The organism is Niallia circulans NBRC 13626 (genome assembly GCF_001591585.1).
GTDB classification, from domain to species: domain Bacteria; phylum Bacillota; class Bacilli; order Bacillales; family Cytobacillaceae; genus Niallia; species Niallia circulans.
Genome location: NZ_BCVE01000001.1, coordinates 162,823 through 183,831, shown reverse-complemented (window position 1 = coordinate 183,831; position 21,009 = coordinate 162,823). Strand labels below are relative to the sequence as shown.

The window sequence follows — 21,009 nt, the reverse complement described above, 5'->3', positions numbered from 1 at the left end:
GTAGGTGAAAATATGTTCAATAGAGAGCTAGTAAAAGGAAGTACATCTTTAATACTTCTACAGCTGTTAGCAGAAAAAGAAATGTATGGATATGAACTTGTCAAAGAAATGGAAAAAAGAAGTGATTATTCTTTGCAAGTAAAAGAAGGGACTTTATATCCTGCTCTGCATAAATTAGAAAAACAGGAATATGTAGAATCTTTCTGGAAAGAATCAGAAAAAGGACCAGCAAGGAAATATTACCGAATTACCGATTCTGGTCAGCAAATATTGGAGCAAAAAACAACAGAATGGAAAAACTTTGTGCAAACGATTGATAAAGTGATTGGGAGAAAAGGAATATGATTTCTTCAAAAGAATCCTACATGAAACAGCTGCGGGATTTACTCCAAGATCATGAGCAATCAGAAGAAATATGCATGGAGTATGAGCTACATCTAGTAGACATGTTGGAAGATATTGCTTTCGAAAAACAATGTTCAGAAGAAGAAGCGTTAATTTTGGCAATCCAAAGATTAGGAACACCACTAGAGATTGCCGCCATGTATCAAGAAGAGTTAAACATGACTGCGAAAAAAACGCAATGGAATTTCTTTTTTGCTAATTTGTTTTTCTTTGTCGGCGGAATTAGTTTGACGGTCATTTATCATCGCTTATCCAATCCAACAATCAGTAAATTATGGTCACTCTTAACCAGTATTCCTTTTTTTCTTATTGTTCTTTACTTATTCTTTTGGCTTTTACTTGGATATGAAGTGGGCAAGGAATTTGGTCTTGGCGGAAAAAAACTTTTACTGAAGACATTTTGTATTTCTTTAGTTCCTAATCTATTACTTATGAGTTCCATTGTCTTTAAGATTATTCCGTTAACACTCTTTGATCCATTATTAACACCGGAATTTGTACTTATCTGTATTTCTTTTACGATAATGTTATATCCAATATGTTATCTCGCCTTTCGCTATGGAACAACAAGATCGGTATAAGTTGTTCTATTGTACACTACCTAGTATTACTGTGTAACGAAGTTCTATTTATTTTTTTGTTTAACTATATAGATTATCTATGTAAAGGAGGAAATAGCATGAACAAGAAAAATATTATTTATTTTATAGGCTGTTTTTTACTAGCAATTATTGCAGAAATAACGTTATTTACAGAGACAATTGGAATTTCGCTTAGTATTTTTGTTGTCGTTTTTTATGTTTATTATTTTTATTTAACGAGGAAACAAACGCATACACATCGTTTAATTGGTATATATTTATTTGTGTGCATATGGCTATTAACATTGTCTTTTGTTTTCATTGCTAATCCGTATTTTTATGCCTTAAATTTTATTGTTGTTTTTAGTTTAATCGGCTTTCATACAACGTTACTAACGAGTCCTTCTTTTCTTAGTTGGAGCAATAAAGATGTTTTCTTTTATTTTTATTTAAAAAAGAAAGTATCTTCCTTTTTTAAATTAGGAAAATATTTAACCTTTCTTGTGCGGAAATCGGTAAAGAGACGTGCTGATGAAAGGAATTATGTCGCTATAAAAAGAATAGTATTAGGAATGGTTATTGTAACACCGATTTTAATGTTATTAATTTTCCTGCTTAGTTCCTCAGATCAGCATTTTAATAATATGATGGTAACCATAATCACCCGGCTTTTTTCATTTCATATAGATGGAATAAGTACATTGCTACGAATAGGTTTAATATTTATTTTTCTATTACTATTCATGAAGACAATTAGTAAAAGGTCGATTATTATTCCAAGCGAAAGAAAAGGAAAACAAGGAAGATGGGAGCAAGCAACTTTATTAACTATTTTACTTTTCATTAATGGGCTATATATATTTTATACCATCGTACAATTTCAATATTTTTTCAATGATGTATTAATGAAAGGTTTTACATATGCTACCTATGCGAGAAGAGGATTCTTTGAACTTATTATCGTGACAGTGATTAACATATCAATTATTTTGTTAGTAAATAGCTTTGCTAAACAACGCACTCTTTTCTTAAAAATAATTTTATCCTTTTTAATTGCTTTTAGCTTTATCATTCTTTTGTCTGCTCATTTACGATTGTCTTTATATGAACAGGCGTATGGTTATACGTATTTACGATTATTTTCTCATTCTTTTATTTTACTATTGGCGGTATTTTTCTCATTCACATTGATAAAAATTTGGATGGAGAAAATTCAACTTATGCGTTTTTTCTTATTGCTCTCCTTGTTATATTACTGTGGCCTGAATGTTATGGACATCGATCGTATAATCGTTAGCAAAAATTTGCAGCGGTTTGAGGAAACAAATTTAATTGATTTTACCTATATAGATTCTCTATCTTATTCAGCTATTCCGGTTCTAGTAGATTATTACGAAAAAAATCCTGATATGAAGAGGGTAAAAGAATTATTGCTTGCAAAAAAGGAACGCCTTCAGCATACAGATCAAAAATGGCAGAGCTATAATATCGTGGAAGACCGTGCAAGAAAGTTGCTTAATACAATGGAGTTGGCTAAGAAAGTGCCTGAAAATCAAAAGGAGAAAAAATATCGATTAGAAGAATAATTTTTTTGACCCCGTATCTTTTTCGCTATCTGAAACGTTCTATATATAAACAGTCAAAGGAGGGATTTATCAATGAGGATGGAAATGCAAAATATAAAAATTCTGTATCAAAAACTCGATTCCTATTGTCGGTATCTTTCTTTAGATAAATGGGAACGAGAAGATTTAATTCAAGAAGCCCTTTTAAAAGCGATGGAAAATTATAAAGATAAAGATATTACGCCTGCTTTACTCAAAAAAATTGCTGATAATCAATTGATTGATAAATTAAGAAAAAAACAAGATATTATTGGTATCCCAGTAAAGGAACCAAAAGCAGAAGAAAAAAATTTAACCTCTCTGATGCTGGCTGAATTCCTAGCTGAAAAATTGACCTTTAAACAAGGGATAATTTATCTGCTCGTAGAGGGGTTTCAATTTCGCTTAAAAGAAGTTGGAGAATTATTAAATATAACAGAAACTGCTGTGAAATCAGTATTGTTCCGAGCCAGGAATCAAGTGAAAAAAGAAACGATAATCGTTAAAAATCAGCATGATGAAGATAAGGAAAACATGCAAAGGCTGTACTATGAGGTACTAAAGAGAGAAGATCCCGCTATTTTAATTAATTCAATCTATAAAAACATCCTTTTAGCTAAAGAAGAAAAAAAATATTTGTCTCAACAGCCAATGCTTATGGCCGCATAATAATCGAATACAGGAGGTTTATAACAAATGAGTACTATTCCTTATGTTATTGAACAATCAGCAAATGGAGAAAGGTCCTATGACATATATTCAAGACTTTTGAAGGATAGAATTATTATGCTTGGAGATGAAATCAATGACCAAGTTGCTAACAATATCGTGGCTCAGCTGCTATTTCTTGCAGCAGAAGATCCAGAGAAAGATATTTCTATATATATCAATAGCCCTGGCGGTTCCACCTCTGCTGGTTTTGCTATTTATGATACGATGCACTATATTAAGCCGGATGTTCGGACTATTTGTACAGGAATGGCTGGATCCTTTGGTGCGTTATTACTTCTTGCCGGTACGAAAGGCAAAAGATATGCCTTACCGAATAGCGAAATTATGATTCATCAACCATTAGGTGGAACGAGAGGGCAGGCAACTGAAATTGAAATATCTGCGAAACGAATATTAAAACTAAAAGAACATATTAATCGTATTATGGCCGAGAAAACGGGTCAATCTTTTGAGAAAATAGCAAATGATACAGAAAGGGATTATTTTATGAGTGCTGAAGAAGCAAAAGAATATGGCATTGTCGATGAGATAATTTGCGTGAAATAAAAAGAGGCTGAGCAAAAGTATTCTAACCAAATATAAAACCGAACGAATATACGACTATCCTATTAGCATCGCAGTATATTCGTTCGGTTTTTGACTTATTAAAGAAGTCTTGCAGGAGACGCGTGCAGACTTTTGTTTCGCTTTTTACGGAATAATTATGACGAAGCCTGCTATTTTATTGTGCTCTCCGGGCAGGATCTAGGATATTCTCGCAGTTCACTTAAGATAGTACCTAGTCCAGTCTAATCCCATTTAGTTAAATAATTATTTCTTTTTCTACTAATATTATACCATTACTAACACTACTATTTATAGACTAGTTTTTTAATAAATTCCCACTATACTAATATTGTTGTACAAAAATCAAAATAATTAAGGAGTGCATTGGATGGATACTAAAATAAATGCTTTAGACAATGGACCGTTTTTTCATGGTACGAAAGCAGAACTGAAAATTGGCGATTTATTAGAACCTAATCACTTATCAAATTACCAAGATAAAAAATCGAACCATATATATTTTACTGCAACATTAAATGCTGCTAAATGGGGTGCTGAGTTAGCGAGGTCTACTTCAAAAGAACGAATATACATTGTAGAACCATTAGGTGATTTTGAAAATGACCCGAACGTAACGGACAAGAGATTTCCAGGAAACCCAACCCGCTCGTATCGTTCTAAATCCCCAGTGAAAATTATAGCTGAGTTAGGCGCATGGGAAAGACATTCTGATGAAGAAATAAATCATATGCTTGAATCTTTAAAAAAGTTAAGTGAAGAAGGAAAAAATGTAATATACGATTAATCCAAATTCCGATAGGAAAATTAGCGTCTAGCTTCATTTCATGTATAATAGAAAGGGCATATGAAAATATTAGGTCGGAAAGTTAAAGGTGGCAAAATGGAAATCGTAACAGTACAAATTGAAACACCATTTGAGAAAAATTTACTAAATGGAAATCCCTTAATTTATAAAGAAGCTATAAATGCTAATACTTCTCTTGAGGAAGGGCAAATAATTGACGTTATAACAAAGAAAAACAAATTTATTGGCAGAGGATATTATGCTATTCAAAATAAAGGAATTGGCTGGATTTTAACAAGAGAAAGGAACATTCCTATTGACTGTGCTTTTTTTGAAAAGCGGCTAAAAAAAGCGATTGATAAAAGAGCAGCCTATTTTAAGGATCATGAAACGACTGCTTTTCGAATTTTTAATGGGGAAGGCGATGGTATTGGAGGATTTTCTGTTGATCTCTACCAAAATTATCTGTTAATCCAATGGTACAGTATTGGCATTTATAAATATAAAAGCTGGATTATTGAATCGTTGCAGCGATTATTAGAAATAGACGGAATCTATGAGAAAAAAAGATTCGACGATAATGGAACATATATGGAAGACGATGATTTTGTGGTTGGGAAAAAAGCTGATTTCCCCCTTACTATTTTAGAAAATGGGATTAAATACGCAGTAAACTTGAATGAAGGGGCTATGACAGGAATCTTTTTAGATCAAAAAGATGTTCGCAAAACAATTCGAGATCAATATGCAAAAGGAAGAAATGTTCTAAATACTTTTTCTTATACAGGGGCTTTTTCGGTCGCGGCAGCTGTTGGTGGTAGTTTATCGACTACTAGTGTTGATTTGGCAAATCGAAGCAAGCAGAAAACAACAGATAATTTTCTGTTAAATGATATTGACTTATCGAGTCAAAAAATTATCGTAGAAGATGTTTTTCACTATTTTAAATACGCAGTAAAGAAACAACTTAGCTTTGATATGGTCATTCTAGATCCTCCTAGCTTCGCACGTTCAAAAAAGCATACTTTTCGCGCAGCAAAAGACTATACTAATTTACTTAAAGAAGCAATTGCCATAACCAAAAATGGCGGAATTATTGTCGCTTCCACCAATTGTGCAACCTTTGATATGAAGAAGTTTAAGGGATTTATTGATGCTGCCTTTCATCATCAGAAAGAAACATATCAAATAGTCGAACAATTTGGTTTACCTGCCGATTTTGCGAATATTAATGAGGTAACAGAAAGTAATTATTTAAAAGTTGTTTTTATAAAAAAACTAAAATAATATCTTAAAATATTATTTTTCAAAGAAGGATTTTGCTTCTAATAGCAAAGTTCTTTTTTTATGAAAAAGAAGGGTTTACGTGGTTTAAAAACACTTGTAATCTTATAAAGAAAGATTCCTTTTTCTTGGCTATGCTTTGAATAAAATATTTTTGTTTAAAAGGAGAAACGGAAAATGACAATTAAAGCAATTATTTTTGATTTGGATGATACACTACTATGGGATAAAAAAAGTGTACAAGAAGCTTTTTTTAAAACATGTAAATTGGCAGAAGAGAAATATACTATTTCGGCTGTACGCTTAGAAGAAGCTGTGCGGAAGGAAGCCAGAGCTTTATATGAAGGTTATGATACATATGAATTTACGAAAATGATTGGGATTAATCCCTTTGAAGGACTTTGGGGAGAGTTTCTTGAAGAACATGCTTCTTTTCCAAAAATGAGAGAGCTCATCCGGTTTTACCGGAAAGATGCATGGACCAAAGGATTACTAGCACTTGGAATTGATGATCCTGAATTTGGCGAAGAATTAGCGGAAGCTTTTCCAGAAAATAGAAAGAAATCTCCTTTCGTATATGAAGAAACATTTTCTGTCCTTAATCAATTAAAGGGGAAATACTCATTGTTATTATTAACGAATGGATCACCTCATTTGCAAAATACAAAGCTATCTATTACACCTGAAATTTCTCCTTATTTTGATCATATTGTAATTTCTGGCGATTTTGGCAGAGGAAAGCCTGATCCTTCTATATTTGAGCATGCTGTTTCTTTAATAGGTGTAGACAAATCAGAATGCTTAATGGTGGGAGATAATTTAATGACAGATATTTTAGGAGCTAATCGGGCGGGAATTAAGTCCGTTTGGATTAATCGCGAAAAGGCTGAAAAGCAAGATGTACTGCCCACATATGAAATACATCAGCTTGAAGAATTATTCGCTATATTAGATTAAGCAAGAAGAAAAGTCTGGTCATCATAGGAGACATTTTGCCACTTATGACGACTAGACTTTTTCATTTTTTGTTCTTTATTGTGATTGTTCGTTAGGTAATATATGTCTAAAGGGAACAGGTGAAGCCAAGATGACTGAAGTATTAATAGTGCCATAGGGAATTAAGCGATCGACCAAATTTCTCATTCCGTCTATTCCAGAAACAGCTGCTTTAATAATATAACTGACAGTACCGGTTACACGGTGGCATTCAATAATGTCTGCTTCTGTTTTAATAAATTCCTCAAATGCATGTGGTTCTTCTTTTAGTTCACTGATTTGAATGTATAAAAGCGTTTCTCTCCCCAACTTTGCAGGTGAAATTCGGGCGCTGAATTCTAAAATTATACCCTTTTCTTGCAATCTTAATAATCTTTCCGAAACACTCGGGCGACTCAAAGCTAACTTTTTGGATAAATCACTAACCGTAATTCTGGCATCTTCTTGTAAAATTTTTAGTAGTTGTATGTCAACCTTATCCATTTTAATGAATACTCCTTTTTGCAAAATGAATGTAATGATGCATATATTTATGCGAAATAGAGGAAGTACAAGGTAATTACATTCATATTGGTATGTAAAAACACTTCGATATATTCTATCATTATATATGTAAGAATTCCACCCTAAAATCACAAATTTTTAGGATTTCACCGATAAATCCTCTTTTATCTTCTACTTATCATGATTACTATAGGAGTGTGTTGCATTGAGAAAAATAATAGTAATGATGTTTGGTTGTTTAATTACATCATTTGGTCTGTATTTATTAAAAGGGTCAGCAATTGTTACTGGAGGAACAGCTGGACTCGCATTAAGTATCTCTTATTTATTACCTATTTCATTTTCAATCTTATTTACTTTAATAAATATCCCGTTTTATATTTTGTCTTACTTTAAAATGGGGAAGAAATTTACGATTTCAACCATTTTAGCTGTATCGTTAGTTACATTATTTTCCTATTTGTTATCCATCATTCTACCGCCATTCGCTCTATATCCCCTACTAGGATCTATCATTGGGGGCTTTATTATTGGAATAGGAACTATTATTTTGTTTATGAATGGTTCGTCTTTAGGGGGAGCCCAAATTCTGTCTATTACACTTCAAAAACAATTTAATTGGAATATGGGAAAAACAAATTTCATTTTTGATACAATTGTTATTTTAATTGGCTTGTACAGTGTAGGACTAATTAGAGGCTTATACAGTATTGTATCAGTATTTATAATTTCCTTTATGATGAGTACCTTCAAGGAAAAAATAGCTAATAGAAATACGAGTAAAACTAATTTCGAAAAAGTTACATCTGTGGTTGAAACACAATCTGTTTAACCATAGGAACCCCTATACTCCACTCCATAATATTGAGAGGTGGAGTATAGGGGTTGTGTTTTAGATCCTAAAGGTGGAGTTAGAGGAATATAACTTATTTTTTAATAAAAAAGATATTCTTTATCCTCAATATTATTATAAGGAAAAATAATTGACAGTGATAATCATTTTCATTTAAAATGAAAACAAATAACGAAAAGATTAGGAAGGTGTAAGATATAATGAAAAATGATTTCATTGTTTTAGCTCCATTTCAATATATGATCGAATGTACCTGTCCTAGACCTGAACATACTTTCATTCTTGATTTACATAAAGGAGATATAATTACCGTTACTGAAGAAAAAAAATACGTTGATTCGCTTGGCTGGCTTTTACTTGTTATGGTAAATGACTATAGTTTCTTCATGTTCATAGATGAAATAGAAGAATTTATTGCGAATAAAAAGATCACTTCCTTAATGGATATGGAATTAAGAATGAATTATTTAGAATATAAAGTAAATGAATCGTTAGATGGCTTAAATAAAGAGCAGTTTGAGCTTTTTGCCAAGGAGCTTAATACTTTAAAATCCCTTCAAAATGAGCTTGCTCTGACTTGATTATATTGAATTTTAAGAGTAATCCATTTAGATATATTGGATTGCTTTTTTGTTTTTATAAACAGAAGGGAGACAATCTAGGGAATCTTTATAAAAGAGCAAAGGAGCTCTGCATAATAGAAACAGAAGAAAATGAATTAATTTGCTCATACAGTCTTGATTATTTGCAAACGTCCTTCCGGAAGATTACAATGGGATAGTATTATGAAGAAGGCAAATGTTTGCTTAGGAGGATTATTAGATGAAAGTCAAAATAAACAGACACGCTGTTAAAGTGCTTAATCAAATGTTAGAAAAAGCTGAAGAAGGAGAAATGATTCGGGTATACATAACAGAGAATCATGGAAACCATGCACATTACGATTTAAAATTGGACAAGAAGACGGAACATGATGAAGTGGTGCAGTCTGACAAAGATATTCCCATTTTATTAGATACGAGAGATGCAGATTTCTTGGATGGTGTATGGATTCAATATTTTCATGTTCCACAGCCAGGATTCACTATTTATAATCCATCAAAAGAACAACATCATCATTAAAAAACAGGAAGTGGAAACACTTCCTGTTTTTTTAATATTTGCTTTTGTCCTCATTCTAAATGAGACATTTCCATACTGACTGTTATATGTTATAATTAACTCCTAAATGAAACCTGTTCTGTATATAATCCGTCACTTTTAAGCGTAACAGAGCATTTGAGTTTACATATTTAGTTTTTTAGGTTATATACATTAATGACATAAATGATGAGAATCACGAAAAAATAATATTTAGGTCTCATGTATTCCCATAAGTCCAAAAAAATTTACAAAAAAATCCAATAGATGCTTATTGTTGTATGATTAATATAAAAAATAGATGATTCCTTAAAAATCTATCTTATCTATCTATTAATTATCGATTTTTGTTAATGAATTTTTAAAAGAATAATGATAGGATTAATGGTAATAAAGTATTTATGTTAAAAAATTTAGATTAAGGGATGGTAATCTAATGACAACAACGATAAAAGGAAATGAGAGCAGTTTACCTTTACGAAAAGATGTCAAACACCTTGGAAATATTCTTGGTGAGGTACTTATCCACCATGGTGGCCAAGAATTATTAGACAAGGTAGAAATAATTCGTAAATTAGCAAAAGAACTGCGGGAAACAAATAATGAACATACATATAACCAATTAAAGTTCGAAATGGAAAGACTAGATAAGCCAGTTCGCAGACAAGTTATTCGAGCGTTTTCGAAATATTTTCATTTGGTGAATGTTGCTGAGTTAAATCATCGTATTCGTCGTAGAAGAGAATACCAACTAAGTCAAGAAAAAGGTGTACAGCCATATTCCATTGATCGTGCAATCATGGCATTTAAACAAAAGAATTTATCTGAAGAGACCATTCAAGAAGTGTTAAATACTCTTTCGTTAGAACTTATTATTACAGCGCATCCAACAGAATCAACAAAACGTACGATTTTAGAATCGCAAAAGAGAATTGCTAATATCTTAAAACAACTTGATAACCCAATGTTGACGAAGAAAGAGAGACAGCATTTAAATGATGATCTATTTGAAGAGATAACGATCATGTGGCAGACAGATGAATTACGGCAGGAACGTCCTACCGTAATGGATGAAGTTAGAAATGGTCTTTATTATTTTGAGCAAACATTATTTGATGTATTGCCAGAAATCCATCAAGAGGTTCAGGATGCTCTGGATGAAAACTATCCTAATTTCGAATGGAAAGTACCTAATTTCTTATGGTTTGGTTCTTGGATTGGTGGAGACAGAGATGGTAACCCAAATGTAACACCTGACGTTACATGGCAAACACTGCATAAGCAAAATGAATTAGTCATCCAAAAATACATTCATGCAGTAGATGAATTGATGAAGAGATTCAGTCATTCTACTAATCGTGTTAAGGTTAGTTCAAAGCTTATTCAGACGATTATGGAGGAAGAACAGCTATATCTTACACCAGAAAAGAAATGGCCAGTTGAAAAAGAAGTTTATCGCCGGAAATTTTCAATTATTTTAGAAAGATTAAAAGAATATGGCAAATCTGAAAAAGGTTATGTGAAGGCAGGAGAGTTACTTGATGATTTATATTTAATTCAAGAAAGCTTTGCCTTGCACCAACCGAAAGCTCATCAGCAAAAAGATTTACAAAAACTAATTCGACAAGTGCAATTGTTTGGTTTTCATTTAGCCACATTGGATATTCGTAATCATAGTGGTGAGCATGAGGCAGCTATAGACGAGATTCTGCGTAAAGTCGGCATAACAGATGATTATAAAAATTTACCAGAAAATGAAAAATTAGGAATTCTTGAATCTGTTTTGAATGATCCTCGTCCTATTCTGTTATTAAACGAAGATTATTCAAATGAAACACAGGAAATGATTAGCACCTTTAACATGATTAGAGAAGCACATAAGAAGTTTGGAGAACGAGCAATTAATGTTTATTTAATCAGTATGACACAGTCGCCAAGTGATATTCTTGAAGTACTTGTATTAGCAAAAGAAGCTGGAATTTATCGACTGCATGCGGATGGAACAGTAGAAAGTCACTTAAATGTAGCACCATTATTAGAGACAATTGATGATTTAATCGCCGGTCCTGAAATCATTGAAACATTATTCCGTATGCCGGTTTATCGTGAACATTTAAGACAACATAATGATCAGCAGGAAATCATGCTAGGATATTCTGATGGTAGTAAAGACGGTGGCACATTAACAGCAAACTGGAAATTATTTAAAGCTCAGCGTGAAATTCACGAAATGGCTAGTAACTATCAAATCGGCTTGAAATTTTTCCATGGTCGTGGCGGTTCACTTGGTCGCGGCGGTGGTCCGTTGAATAAGAGTATCCTATCTCAACCAGGTGAAACATTAGGGGATGGCGTGAAAATCACGGAACAAGGGGAAGTATTATCCTCGCGCTATTTATTAGAAGATATTGCTTTTAGAAGCTTAGAGCAAGCAACTTCTACGTTGCTTATGGCAATTGCTCATATTTCTAAGGATATTAGCGAACATAAAGAGGAGAGAAATCTTTGGGAAGATTGCATGGAAGAAATATCTGCTATTGCGCTTGCAAAATATCAATCATTGGTTTTTAATGATCCTGATTTTATGACTTATTTTAAAGAAGCAACGCCTTTAAATGAAATCGGAAATTTAAAAATTGGTTCACGGCCAATGAGCAGAAAAAATACGACAACTTTTGAAAATCTTCGTGCCATCCCATGGGTTTTTGCATGGACTCAAAGTAGACAGCTGCTTCCTGCTTGGTATGCTGCTGGTACTGGATTAACTGAGTTTGCTCAGCAAAAATCAGGTAATATTGAAATTTTAAAACAAATGTACGCAAAATGGCCATTCTTCCACTCGACGATTGATAATTTACAAATGGCATTAATGAAGGCAGATTTAACAACAGCAAGAGAATATTCTTCCCTTGTGGAAAATGAAGCCATTGGTAATCGTATTTATCAAAATATTAAAGAAGAGTATGATAAGACAAGAGCTATTTTATTAGAAATCACTGGTATAGAAGAATTACTTGATCACACACCTTCTATTCAAGAGTCTGTTTATAGAAGAAATCCATATGTAGATCCATTGAATTTCTTCCAAGTTGATTTAATTAAACAGCTTCGTGACCAAGAAGTTCCTGATAAGGAATTACTGAACCAAGTTCTTTTAACCATTAATGGCATCGCTGCTGGTTTACGTAATACAGGTTGAGTTAGGATAGCCTAAAAAAAGATGAGTCTAATTTTCAGACTATAGACAAACTCCTTGAATTTTGAGGTTTTGCCTATGGTCTTTTTTTGTGATCTCTTCTAATAGGGTGTTGATTTCCGCTACTGGGGTTCGCTTTCTTTGGGACGAGCGCCGAGCCGCTTCGTATCATACGCTCCTGCAGTGTCTCGGACTTTCTCGCATCTCCCAAAGGAGTCACACCCCTTCCGCTCCAATCAACCTGGTTTCATCAAGTTAGTCTAGAATTTTAACTGCTCTGGTTTTAAAATATAGGTAGATATTTTTTAGAGGTGAAATCATGCTTTCCAAACATTCTTCTATTCAAAGAGATCAATTAGAAATGATTGCTTAGATTAACTTGTTCCACCAAATCACTTAGTTCACAAGATGGAGACTACGCTTGACGGCCAACTGGACTTGGGTGAGTCCGGTAACAACTTAAGAAGAGTATAAAGAATAGATTAAAATACAATAAAATAACGAAAAAAGACCATATAAGACAAAAGGGGATCAGAATGAAAACATTCTGATCCTCTTTTGTCTTAGTTTATAAATATACATTCTTTTAAATAAGAGTTGATTTCCGCTACTGGGGTTCGCTTTCCGTGGGGGTCGCGCTGAGCCGCTTGCAGGGTCTCAGACTGTCTCGCATCTCCCAAAGGAGTCTCACCTCTTCCACTCCAATCAATGCATAATAATTCCATTTGCATTTTCTAAATTCCTTTTGTCAACAAGCTGAGAGGAGAAATCAATATTTCTCCTCGTTTTATTTCCAAAAATTATTTATATGATGCTAAAAAGTCTTCTACCTGCTCAGGTGTTTTGGCATTGGCGCTGTGTAAGTGACCAATTTTTTCGCCGTCTTTAAAAACTAACAGGCTGGGAATCCCCATGACATCATATTTTTCAGCTATTTCAGGAAGTTCATCTTTATTTAAACTATACCATTTTTTGTCATTGTTTGCTTCCATGATTTCCCCAATGAACATATCCATTCTTGTACAATCAGGGCACCAAGTGGTAAAAAACTTCACAATATTTGTATCTCCATTGTTAATAATTTCTTCAAATGTTTCTACTGTTTTAATTTCATTCATATCTTTAAGCTCCTCATTTAAGAATTCCTAATAACTATGAAAAGTTACTACAATTTTTATTATACACATGAAAGGTATTTCTTTCCTCCAAAATGCATTCTTTTCTTTAAGCATTTTATTTGCATTATAACGTTAGAAAGATAAGAATATACAAGGTAGGAGATGAAGGATGCAAACAATAGGATATTGCCATTATAATTTATATTTATGCAGTTATTTTTTGCTCCCTTTTTTCGTTATAATAAATGAAATGTTGTCATATGATAAAGAGGGTTCATTTTGCGGTTTCAAGTAAGAGGAGGTAACAAATGAGTTCGACAAAAATAAACATTTCACCAGTGGAAAATACGTACATACGCTTAATTTTAGCAATAGAGAATATGGATAAAGAGAAATTAGTAGATTTAGGTGATTCTTATTTACTAAAAGTCAATAAGAAAAATAAAAGCGGTAACGAACTTCACTTTTCCATGCTTTTTAACAAAAAGCTTATAAACAAAGTAGCAAGAAGTACGAATCCAACTGTAAATATTACAAAAAACAAAAATCTTATCTCTCTTGAAATCACTATTATGCTTGATTTAACAGAGCCAATAAAAGAAGAGAATTTTTTCTGGATAAAAAAAGAATTTGCCAGCACTCCAGCATTTGAAATCTCCTACAAGATGAATGAAGAATATTTTGATAAGAAAATATTACAACATCTGAACAAAGAAGCTACTGAGGAAAGTACAGAAGTGTAACAAAAAAGGATCAGTTTCCGTTTTAGGAGACTGATCCTTTTTGTTAAAGGAATGATTACTTATTCTTCGATTAATCCAAGCCATTTCAAGCCATTGTAAATACCTGAATCGGTAACAGATGTGGTTGTATGCTTAGCATAGGAAAACAACAACTCATGTGCATTCCCCATAGCGAATCCTTCTCCAACTACTTGGAGCATTTCTTTGTCATTTAGACCATCTCCAAAAGCAATAGAAGCTTCTTTATCGATTCCTAATCTTTTTAAAATAAGGGAGACAGCAAACCCTTTATTTACTTTGTCACTAATAACATCATAGGAATGTCTAAATCCATCGATATTAACTTGTGATAAGTGGATATCAGGGAAATCTTCGTATAGTGAAATATCTTCCTCTCTTAAATTGATAATAGTAATTCCTAGAATATTCGCTTTTTCATCTAGAGTAAAAGCTCTATTTTGCTTTAAATGGAATTTTTCACTAAATTGTTTTGTCATTTTCTCTTCAGGGTGGGAAAGTAAATTATGAGTATTTGTATATAAAATTAGTTCATTTCCCTTTTCATTGGCAATATCTAAGTATTTCGTGACCAAGTCAGGACTCATCGGTTGTCTAAAAACATCTTTTCCATTATGTATTGCATATGCGCCATTATAACCGATAAACGATTCTATGGCGAGTGTCTCTCCAATATGTGATATTTCATGTAGTGGTCTTCCAGTTGCTAAAAAGACCTCTAATCCCTTTTCTTTCATTAATTGCACTGCTTTTTTTGTGGAATCTTGGATCGTATCTTCTGGTGTTAAGATAGTTCCATCAATATCTAGGAACAAAACTTTATAAGTGATTGACATTTTTACCTCCATTAAATTTACATTTCTTCAATACCATACTACCATATGAAAAGGACAAATGAAAAAGAGTAACCAAAAAGGGAAATTATTTGGCTACTCTTTCAGTAAATTTTACATGTTATCCATTATTTAATATTTTCCTAAGTTTGTTATTGCCAAATTTTCCACCAGGATTTCCTTTTTTCTTGAGCAGCAGCGGCATGACGAAATGTTTGGACAAGCTCTTGGAAACTTCTTTCTCTTTGTTTAATTTCTTTATTCAGTTGTTCTCTTTCTAGCTGCAATGTTTCCATAAAATATTGATCATTTTCATTTAATTGTTCCACCGTTTTGTTTAGTTCTTCATTTGATTTCGAGAGATGCTCGATCATTGATTTAATTTCTTTTGTGGATGAAACATTAGATGTCCATTGTTTCGAGTAGGTTTTTCTTTCAGCTTTTGAAATTTGGGAAAGTTTTTTGATCTTCGTTTGAATTTCTTCATATTTAGTTGTGGTCGCTTCTGCGTTTTTATGTAAAAGTTCGGAAAATTCATCTAAATGTTCGGATGTTTGTGTCTGCGTTTCCTTAACTGAATTAGTAATATGGGAAATTGTTTCTTCATGGCCAGCTTTTATTTCCTTTGAAATTGTTTCTAATACTTCCGTTTTAATCCCATTTCTAATTTCATCTTTAACTTCTTCAAGAAAATCTTGTTTATAATTTTCCAAGGAAGAAAGTAATAGGCGAAAGTTTTGTTCTGTAATTTGTGATTTCGTCGTCTCAGCAGGTTCTAAAGCATCCTTTTTAGGAAGCAATTCGACGGCTGTGTTTTCGCTTTTTTCTTTTATTTCCGCAATCTCTGCTTTCTTAGGTCTGTTAATGAGCATTGTTAATGTTTCTTTTACTTCAGCTGTTTTTCGTTTCTCTTTATATAAATTTTTCACCTCATGAAGGAGGGTAATTTCTTTTTCGGTATAAATACGCGCCCCTGTTTTTGTTCTAGGTATCACGATAATTCCTTGAAATTCCTTTTCCCATTGTTTTAACATAGTTGGGGTTGTCGTCAGTTTTTTTGATGCTTCACCTATCGTATATGCTTTCATTTCTCTCTCTCCTTTTGAATAATCAAGGTAATTTGACCATCTTTACTATATGTATTTAGAGAAGGGGGAATTAATTTCCTGCAACAAGACAAAAGCTATCAAAACTTCTGATTAGTTGACAAATTTCCCACATTTTCTATTTTAGGAAACGATATTGTTAATTCCTTTTGTTAATTTCTGTGTAGGTATGTTCATTATTGTATAAACTAAGGCAAGCGAAAAGGTGTGCTCGGAGAAAAGGGGAGACTTAGAGATGAAAAAGAAATTCTTTGTTATTATTTGTATTACTTTTATCCTTTTTATACATGCCAACCCTATACTTACAAAAGCTACTGAAGAAAATCACAAGGAATCTATCTTTCCACTTCGAATTTTAGAGACAACGGATATTCATTCTTATCTTTTAGATTATAATTACGAAGAGAAAAAGAAAACGATTGAATATGGATACAATCGTGTTGCAAGTTTAATATTGCAGGCAAAAAAAGAACAAAGAAATACAATGCTGTTTGATGTGGGCGATGTGATAAAAGGGAGTCCGCTAGCTGAATATGTAGCAAATTCGCCGATGTTTTATTCTAGTGATATTCATCCAGCCTATAAGAGTATGAATTTAATGGGATATGACGCAGCAACGGTTGGGAATCATGAGTTCAATTTCGGATTGGATTTTTTGTTAAATACGCTAATAGGGGCTGATTTCCCCTATACGAATGCTAATATTTATGTTGATGATCATAATGGATATGAACAAGATGATATTCATTTTTTTCAACCTTATCTACTATTAGATAAAAAGTTAGTAAATGATCAAGGAAAAACGGAAAATATTAAGGTGGGTGTCATAGGATTAATTACTCCAATAACCCAGGTATGGGACAAGGAGCATTTGGAAGATAAACTTATCATAAAAAATATGCGAAAAACAGCGGAAGAAATTGTCCCTCAAATGAAAAAAGCAGGCGCAGATTTAATCATTGCTTTAGTACATGCCGGTTTATATTCTGATCAATATTGGCCAAAACAAGGGAATAATGTCAGAGATATTAGCAAAGTCAAAGGAATAGATGTTATTCTTTATGGTCACTCGCATGGTATCTTTCCAGTTAAAGGAGAAAAAGGGCCAAAAGGTGTTAACCATGAAAAAGGATTGATTAATGGAAAACCGACAGTCCAAGCAGGAAACTGGGGAAATCACCTTGGGATCATTGATTTAACGCTTCAGAAGAAAAAAGGAAAATGGGCAATAGTGGATTCAAAATCAACTGCAAAACCAATTATTAGGATTATAAAAAACAAGAAAATACCGATTGTTTCCCCAATGCCGCAAATGGAATATATTCTTTCACGATATCATCAAGATACATTAGAGTATGTAAACAGTAAGCAACTATTAAATCATTTTGATTAATATATTCACGGATGTTTCAATGTACAGGCAATAAAGTTGAAGGGAAGAATGGAACAGTTTTATAGTGTAGAGAGAAGGGGTTGGATATATGGGAAAAACATTACAGGAAATAAAATATTCCGTTCTTGATTTAGCACCGATTAGAGAAGGAAGCAATGCTGCTGAAAGTTTTAAAAATAGTTTAGAACTTATTCAACAATCTGAAAAGTGGGGATATAACCGCTATTGGGTAGCTGAACATCATAGTATGCCTGGGATTGCTAGTAGTGCTACTTCCGTATTAATTGGCTACTTAGCTGGGGGTACAAGCAAGATTAGAGTGGGGGCAGGCGGGATTATGTTACCGAATCATTCGCCTTTAGTTATTGCTGAGCAATTTGGTACATTAGAATCTATGTACCCCAATCGTATTGATTTAGGTCTTGGAAGGGCTCCTGGCAGTGATCAACTGACAGCAAGAGCATTAAGACGTTACCATCAAAGTGATGGAAGTGATTTTCCAGAATTGCTAGAGGAATTAAGAACGTATTTTAAACCATACGAAGAGACAAATTTACCAGTAAGGGCTATACCAGGGGAAGGGGAAACAATACCGATTTGGCTGTTAGGCTCCAGTGACTTTAGTGCTAGATTGGCTGCTCAACTTGGCCTGCCATTTGCATTTGCTAGCCATTTTTCACCAGACTATACGATTCCTGCACTTAATACTTATTTTCATTCATTCCGTCCATCAGAAACTTTAAAGAAGCCGTATGTGATGGTTGGAGTGAATATTATTGCAGCAGATACGGATGAAAGAGCGGCATATCTTGCTACGTCTTCACAACAGCAGTTTTTAAGTCTTATTCGGAACAAGCCGGCACAACTGCAGCCCCCGGTTTCCAATATGGAGGAAATGTGGAGTACTTATGAGAAAGCTATTGTTCACAAGCAATTGAAAGCATCTATTATCGGCTCCAAAGATACAGTTACTCAGAAACTACAAACATTTTTAGCGGAAACCCAAGCGGACGAAATAATAATCAACACACAAGTGTATTCTCAATCTGAACGTCTTCGTTCATATGAAATTGTAAAAAATATTTTAAAATAAAAGGCTGAAGCAAGTACAAAATGATATTATTTCATTTTGTACTTGTTTTTGTGTATGATAAAGCTATAGATATTTTTGTCAGTTGTAAATACTTGGAGGGAACTGTTGTGAAAACAACCATGAATTTGGTTAATCAAGAAAAGATCAAACAGATTTTAAAACAAATGGTCGATGATGCTTATGCTAATATAAAAGGTGAAGAGGTTTTACTTTGTATGGAATGTTGTGACGTAGATTTATATGTTGCGGCAGAGTCTTGTGAACCATTTATGGAGGCAGTGAAAGAAAATTTTGAACTAGATGATTTAGGTGAAATTATGGATAGAGAAGCATATCACATATTAATGAGAGAACTCGATGAATACTATGTGGATTTACATGTAAAGTCTGGTTATTATGATTATTTTCCAGCAGGTACTTATAAAGTCGATGGGAGAGAAGAGGAGTCAGAAACCAGTGTTCTAGCACCTAAGGGAGTATTTTATGCGCCGTTTGAAGACGCGGTAATTAAATAGATTCATTATAAATGGAAGGCCAGGGATTTTTTTAGAATTCCTGGCCTTTATGATGGAAGTATTGGTGATTTTTAATTCACTACTTATTCAAGAATGAATCTTATAAGCCTAGATTTATTAATTTGTATGCTTTTCAGCCACCTTTTTATGTTTATCCAATTCAGAAATAAAATGGGGCCATTTTAAAATACCATCATCTTTATCAAATTCGATAATCACATCAGATACGCCTTTTTCTGATAAAATTTGCTTTTCAATTCGTTGTCTTATTTTATCGACTTGCTCAACGGTTAATTTACTATCGATTTCGATACTTAGTTCTACGTGGAAATCTTCCCCTTCTTTGTAAACTGCTAGATCTTGGATATCACGTACATCAGGATCTTTAATCGCAATATTGCCAATTGTATCTTGCATTTCTAAATCTGCTTCCCCTATAGCACCTGCAGCGTTATCTAAAAAAACTCTCCCAACAACAATAAACATAAAAATGCCGATGATAATGGATACAATGCCTTCTGCTTGTTTAAAGTTTGTATATTCACTTACTATTACTGCCGCAATTGCTAATATTCCTCCTGCTGTTGCTACGGAATCTTCTAAAAATACTAACTTTGTTGCAGGCTTGGCAGATTTTAAATAGGCAATGCTGGCAGAAAACAATTGTAAACCTCTTGTTTTTAAACCCGCTGTTGCTACAATTTCTTTCATTGCTTTAATTAAAACGGTAAATTCTAAGCCTACAGATATGGAGAGGATAATGATAATGAGTAAAAAGCCTGTTGATTCTTGTGGCTTAAGAACATGATCAAGTCCTTCGCGAATTGTTTCATAAGCCATAATTCCAACGATTAAAACAGCAAATAATAAAACAATATTGACAAGTCTGCCAAATCCTCCGGGAAAGCGTTTTGTTGGAGCTTTTTTACTTAATGCAGATCCAATAAACACAAAAAATTGATTGGCTGCATCACCAAGGGAGTGCATGGTTTCTGCAAACATCGCCACATTACCGGTGAGAAAGTAAGCAACTCCTTTTAATAAGGAGATAACGGTATTTACTAAAGCAGCAAGCAGAGCCGAACGGTTTCCATTCTTTAATAATATTAAGAATTCCTTCATTCTATCTTATACCCTTCTTCCTTAGTAAAGGTCGTGTACAAATAAAAAGAGAACTTCCCGTTTCTAACCAGCCAAAATCTAAGTGGTTATATTGTAAGGGAAGCCTCTATTAACTTCTATTTGATACTGTTGAAAAACCTTGTTCACTCATTTTTTTCGTAAGTCTATGGTGTTATCAGACACTTGTTGAATATGTATGACTAAGAAGTAGTTAATCTGGTATTATTAAGCAGATGCGCTTTTTTCAACCGCACTGTTCCAATCAGGAAAATAATGGAGCGCATGGCGCATTAAATCCGGGTGGCTTTGTTTTATCTTCTTTTTATTCATATTCATGCCATTTGAGCGTAATTGTTGAATAGCCAACATTACTTCATCGGCAGTCATGCTAATATCCATGGACCTACCTCCTTTTAAATTTA

Annotated in this window: 22 protein-coding genes; 16 read left to right on the top strand and 6 right to left on the bottom strand. The window is 33.3% G+C overall.

What is annotated here, in order from left to right; translation table 11 throughout:
• The first annotated feature begins 12 nt into the window (after positions 1-12).
• From BCI01S_RS01010 to BCI01S_RS00975, 8 genes are all read left to right on the top strand, one after another.
• Entirely contained in the window at positions 13-345 is a 333-nt protein-coding gene (locus BCI01S_RS01010; RefSeq protein ID WP_047940599.1) for a PadR family transcriptional regulator, read from the top strand.
• On the top strand, positions 342-986 hold the full coding sequence (locus BCI01S_RS01005) for a DUF1700 domain-containing protein (protein ID WP_047940600.1): 645 nt from the start codon (positions 342-344) through the stop codon (positions 984-986). The genes BCI01S_RS01010 and BCI01S_RS01005 overlap by 4 nt, the downstream gene beginning before the upstream one ends.
• Before the next feature lie 98 nt (positions 987-1,084).
• On the top strand, positions 1,085-2,572 hold the full coding sequence (locus BCI01S_RS01000) for a DUF4153 domain-containing protein (protein ID WP_047940601.1): 1,488 nt from the start codon (positions 1,085-1,087) through the stop codon (positions 2,570-2,572).
• Positions 2,573-2,644: 72 nt separating this feature from the next.
• Positions 2,645-3,259: a sigma factor gene (locus BCI01S_RS00995; RefSeq protein ID WP_061796249.1), complete on the top strand. Its 615-nt coding sequence runs from the start codon at positions 2,645-2,647 to the stop codon at positions 3,257-3,259.
• A gap of 27 nt (positions 3,260-3,286) precedes the next feature.
• Complete coding sequence (clpP, locus tag BCI01S_RS00990) at positions 3,287-3,868, top strand: ATP-dependent Clp endopeptidase proteolytic subunit ClpP (protein ID WP_047940603.1); 582 nt, start codon at positions 3,287-3,289, stop codon at positions 3,866-3,868.
• 388 nt (positions 3,869-4,256) lie between these two features.
• Positions 4,257-4,673: an NAD(+)--rifampin ADP-ribosyltransferase gene (arr, locus tag BCI01S_RS00985; RefSeq protein ID WP_047940604.1), complete on the top strand. Its 417-nt coding sequence runs from the start codon at positions 4,257-4,259 to the stop codon at positions 4,671-4,673.
• 96 nt (positions 4,674-4,769) lie between these two features.
• Positions 4,770-5,960, top strand: a complete 1,191-nt coding sequence (locus BCI01S_RS00980; protein WP_061796245.1) for a class I SAM-dependent rRNA methyltransferase — start codon at positions 4,770-4,772, stop codon at positions 5,958-5,960.
• Positions 5,961-6,134: 174 nt separating this feature from the next.
• The gene (locus BCI01S_RS00975; protein ID WP_061796243.1) at positions 6,135-6,914 is read left to right on the top strand and encodes an HAD family hydrolase; all 780 of its coding nucleotides are present in this window, start codon (positions 6,135-6,137) and stop codon (positions 6,912-6,914) included.
• 75 nt (positions 6,915-6,989) lie between these two features.
• Here the strand turns inward: BCI01S_RS00975 and BCI01S_RS00970 are convergent, their stop codons facing one another.
• The gene (locus BCI01S_RS00970) at positions 6,990-7,436 is read right to left on the bottom strand and encodes an Lrp/AsnC family transcriptional regulator (RefSeq protein WP_047940607.1); all 447 of its coding nucleotides are present in this window, start codon (positions 7,434-7,436) and stop codon (positions 6,990-6,992) included.
• Between the two features lie 226 nt (positions 7,437-7,662).
• On the opposite strand from BCI01S_RS00970, the gene BCI01S_RS00965 reads away from it, so the two are divergent.
• The 4 genes from BCI01S_RS00965 to ppc all read left to right on the top strand — a co-directional run bounded on the left by BCI01S_RS00965 (position 7,663) and on the right by ppc (position 12,649).
• On the top strand, positions 7,663-8,289 hold the full coding sequence (locus tag BCI01S_RS00965) for a YitT family protein (protein ID WP_061796241.1): 627 nt from the start codon (positions 7,663-7,665) through the stop codon (positions 8,287-8,289).
• Between the two features lie 221 nt (positions 8,290-8,510).
• The gene (locus BCI01S_RS00960) at positions 8,511-8,891 is read left to right on the top strand and encodes a hypothetical protein (protein WP_047940609.1); all 381 of its coding nucleotides are present in this window, start codon (positions 8,511-8,513) and stop codon (positions 8,889-8,891) included.
• 241 nt (positions 8,892-9,132) lie between these two features.
• Positions 9,133-9,432 carry a heme biosynthesis protein HemY gene (locus tag BCI01S_RS00955; protein WP_061796239.1) on the top strand — a complete coding sequence of 100 codons (300 nt, stop codon included), beginning with the start codon at positions 9,133-9,135 and terminating at the stop codon, positions 9,430-9,432.
• A 454-nt stretch (positions 9,433-9,886) separates the two neighbouring features.
• On the top strand, positions 9,887-12,649 hold the full coding sequence (gene ppc / locus BCI01S_RS00950; protein ID WP_047940611.1) for a phosphoenolpyruvate carboxylase: 2,763 nt from the start codon (positions 9,887-9,889) through the stop codon (positions 12,647-12,649).
• A gap of 797 nt (positions 12,650-13,446) precedes the next feature.
• Here ppc and BCI01S_RS00945 read toward each other — a convergent pair.
• On the bottom strand, positions 13,447-13,764 hold the full coding sequence (locus BCI01S_RS00945; protein WP_047940612.1) for a thioredoxin family protein: 318 nt from the start codon (positions 13,762-13,764) through the stop codon (positions 13,447-13,449).
• Between the two features lie 308 nt (positions 13,765-14,072).
• On the opposite strand from BCI01S_RS00945, the gene BCI01S_RS00940 reads away from it, so the two are divergent.
• Entirely contained in the window at positions 14,073-14,507 is a 435-nt protein-coding gene (locus BCI01S_RS00940) for a hypothetical protein (RefSeq protein ID WP_047940613.1), read from the top strand.
• 59 nt (positions 14,508-14,566) lie between these two features.
• Here the strand turns inward: BCI01S_RS00940 and BCI01S_RS00935 are convergent, their stop codons facing one another.
• The gene (locus BCI01S_RS00935; RefSeq protein ID WP_047940614.1) at positions 14,567-15,361 is read right to left on the bottom strand and encodes an HAD family hydrolase; all 795 of its coding nucleotides are present in this window, start codon (positions 15,359-15,361) and stop codon (positions 14,567-14,569) included.
• Positions 15,362-15,510: 149 nt separating this feature from the next.
• Positions 15,511-16,446, bottom strand: coding sequence for a MerR family transcriptional regulator (locus tag BCI01S_RS00930; protein ID WP_061796236.1), 936 nt, complete (start codon positions 16,444-16,446; stop codon positions 15,511-15,513).
• A gap of 253 nt (positions 16,447-16,699) precedes the next feature.
• Between BCI01S_RS00930 and BCI01S_RS00925 the strand changes: the two genes are divergently transcribed.
• The 3 genes from BCI01S_RS00925 (at position 16,700) to BCI01S_RS00915 (ending at position 19,465) form a co-directional block, all read left to right on the top strand.
• Positions 16,700-17,857, top strand: coding sequence for a metallophosphoesterase (locus BCI01S_RS00925; protein ID WP_053215576.1), 1,158 nt, complete (start codon positions 16,700-16,702; stop codon positions 17,855-17,857).
• Positions 17,858-17,945: 88 nt separating this feature from the next.
• A complete protein-coding gene (locus BCI01S_RS00920) occupies positions 17,946-18,950 on the top strand; it encodes an LLM class flavin-dependent oxidoreductase (protein WP_047940615.1) in 1,005 nt (334 codons plus the stop codon).
• 107 nt (positions 18,951-19,057) lie between these two features.
• A complete protein-coding gene (locus tag BCI01S_RS00915; protein WP_047940616.1) occupies positions 19,058-19,465 on the top strand; it encodes a hypothetical protein in 408 nt (135 codons plus the stop codon).
• Between the two features lie 117 nt (positions 19,466-19,582).
• Here the strand turns inward: BCI01S_RS00915 and BCI01S_RS00910 are convergent, their stop codons facing one another.
• Positions 19,583-20,587, bottom strand: a complete 1,005-nt coding sequence (locus BCI01S_RS00910) for a cation diffusion facilitator family transporter (protein WP_047940617.1) — start codon at positions 20,585-20,587, stop codon at positions 19,583-19,585.
• A gap of 225 nt (positions 20,588-20,812) precedes the next feature.
• On the bottom strand, positions 20,813-20,986 hold the full coding sequence (locus BCI01S_RS25575) for a hypothetical protein (protein ID WP_162837569.1): 174 nt from the start codon (positions 20,984-20,986) through the stop codon (positions 20,813-20,815).
• Between the last annotated feature and the right edge of the window lie 23 nt (positions 20,987-21,009).

Excerpts from the sequence above, each read along its gene's own strand:
- BCI01S_RS01010 (WP_047940599.1), top strand. The coding sequence starts at position 13 with ATGTTCAATAGAGAGCTAGTAAAAGGAAGTACATCTTTAATACTTCTA.
- BCI01S_RS01005 (WP_047940600.1), top strand. The coding sequence starts at position 342 with ATGATTTCTTCAAAAGAATCCTACATGAAACAGCTGCGGGATTTACTC.
- BCI01S_RS01000 (WP_047940601.1), top strand. The coding sequence starts at position 1,085 with ATGAACAAGAAAAATATTATTTATTTTATAGGCTGTTTTTTACTAGCA.
- BCI01S_RS00995 (WP_061796249.1), top strand. The coding sequence starts at position 2,645 with ATGAGGATGGAAATGCAAAATATAAAAATTCTGTATCAAAAACTCGAT.
- clpP (WP_047940603.1), top strand. The coding sequence starts at position 3,287 with ATGAGTACTATTCCTTATGTTATTGAACAATCAGCAAATGGAGAAAGG.
- arr (WP_047940604.1), top strand. The coding sequence starts at position 4,257 with ATGGATACTAAAATAAATGCTTTAGACAATGGACCGTTTTTTCATGGT.
- BCI01S_RS00980 (WP_061796245.1), top strand. The coding sequence starts at position 4,770 with ATGGAAATCGTAACAGTACAAATTGAAACACCATTTGAGAAAAATTTA.
- BCI01S_RS00975 (WP_061796243.1), top strand. The coding sequence starts at position 6,135 with ATGACAATTAAAGCAATTATTTTTGATTTGGATGATACACTACTATGG.
- BCI01S_RS00970 (WP_047940607.1), bottom strand. The coding sequence starts at position 7,436 with ATGGATAAGGTTGACATACAACTACTAAAAATTTTACAAGAAGATGCC.
- BCI01S_RS00960 (WP_047940609.1), top strand. The coding sequence starts at position 8,511 with ATGAAAAATGATTTCATTGTTTTAGCTCCATTTCAATATATGATCGAA.
- BCI01S_RS00955 (WP_061796239.1), top strand. The coding sequence starts at position 9,133 with ATGAAAGTCAAAATAAACAGACACGCTGTTAAAGTGCTTAATCAAATG.
- ppc (WP_047940611.1), top strand. The coding sequence starts at position 9,887 with ATGACAACAACGATAAAAGGAAATGAGAGCAGTTTACCTTTACGAAAA.
- BCI01S_RS00945 (WP_047940612.1), bottom strand. The coding sequence starts at position 13,764 with ATGAATGAAATTAAAACAGTAGAAACATTTGAAGAAATTATTAACAAT.
- BCI01S_RS00940 (WP_047940613.1), top strand. The coding sequence starts at position 14,073 with ATGAGTTCGACAAAAATAAACATTTCACCAGTGGAAAATACGTACATA.
- BCI01S_RS00935 (WP_047940614.1), bottom strand. The coding sequence starts at position 15,361 with ATGTCAATCACTTATAAAGTTTTGTTCCTAGATATTGATGGAACTATC.
- BCI01S_RS00930 (WP_061796236.1), bottom strand. The coding sequence starts at position 16,446 with ATGAAAGCATATACGATAGGTGAAGCATCAAAAAAACTGACGACAACC.
- BCI01S_RS00925 (WP_053215576.1), top strand. The coding sequence starts at position 16,700 with ATGAAAAAGAAATTCTTTGTTATTATTTGTATTACTTTTATCCTTTTT.
- BCI01S_RS00920 (WP_047940615.1), top strand. The coding sequence starts at position 17,946 with ATGGGAAAAACATTACAGGAAATAAAATATTCCGTTCTTGATTTAGCA.
- BCI01S_RS00910 (WP_047940617.1), bottom strand. The coding sequence starts at position 20,587 with ATGAAGGAATTCTTAATATTATTAAAGAATGGAAACCGTTCGGCTCTG.
- BCI01S_RS25575 (WP_162837569.1), bottom strand. The coding sequence starts at position 20,986 with ATGGATATTAGCATGACTGCCGATGAAGTAATGTTGGCTATTCAACAA.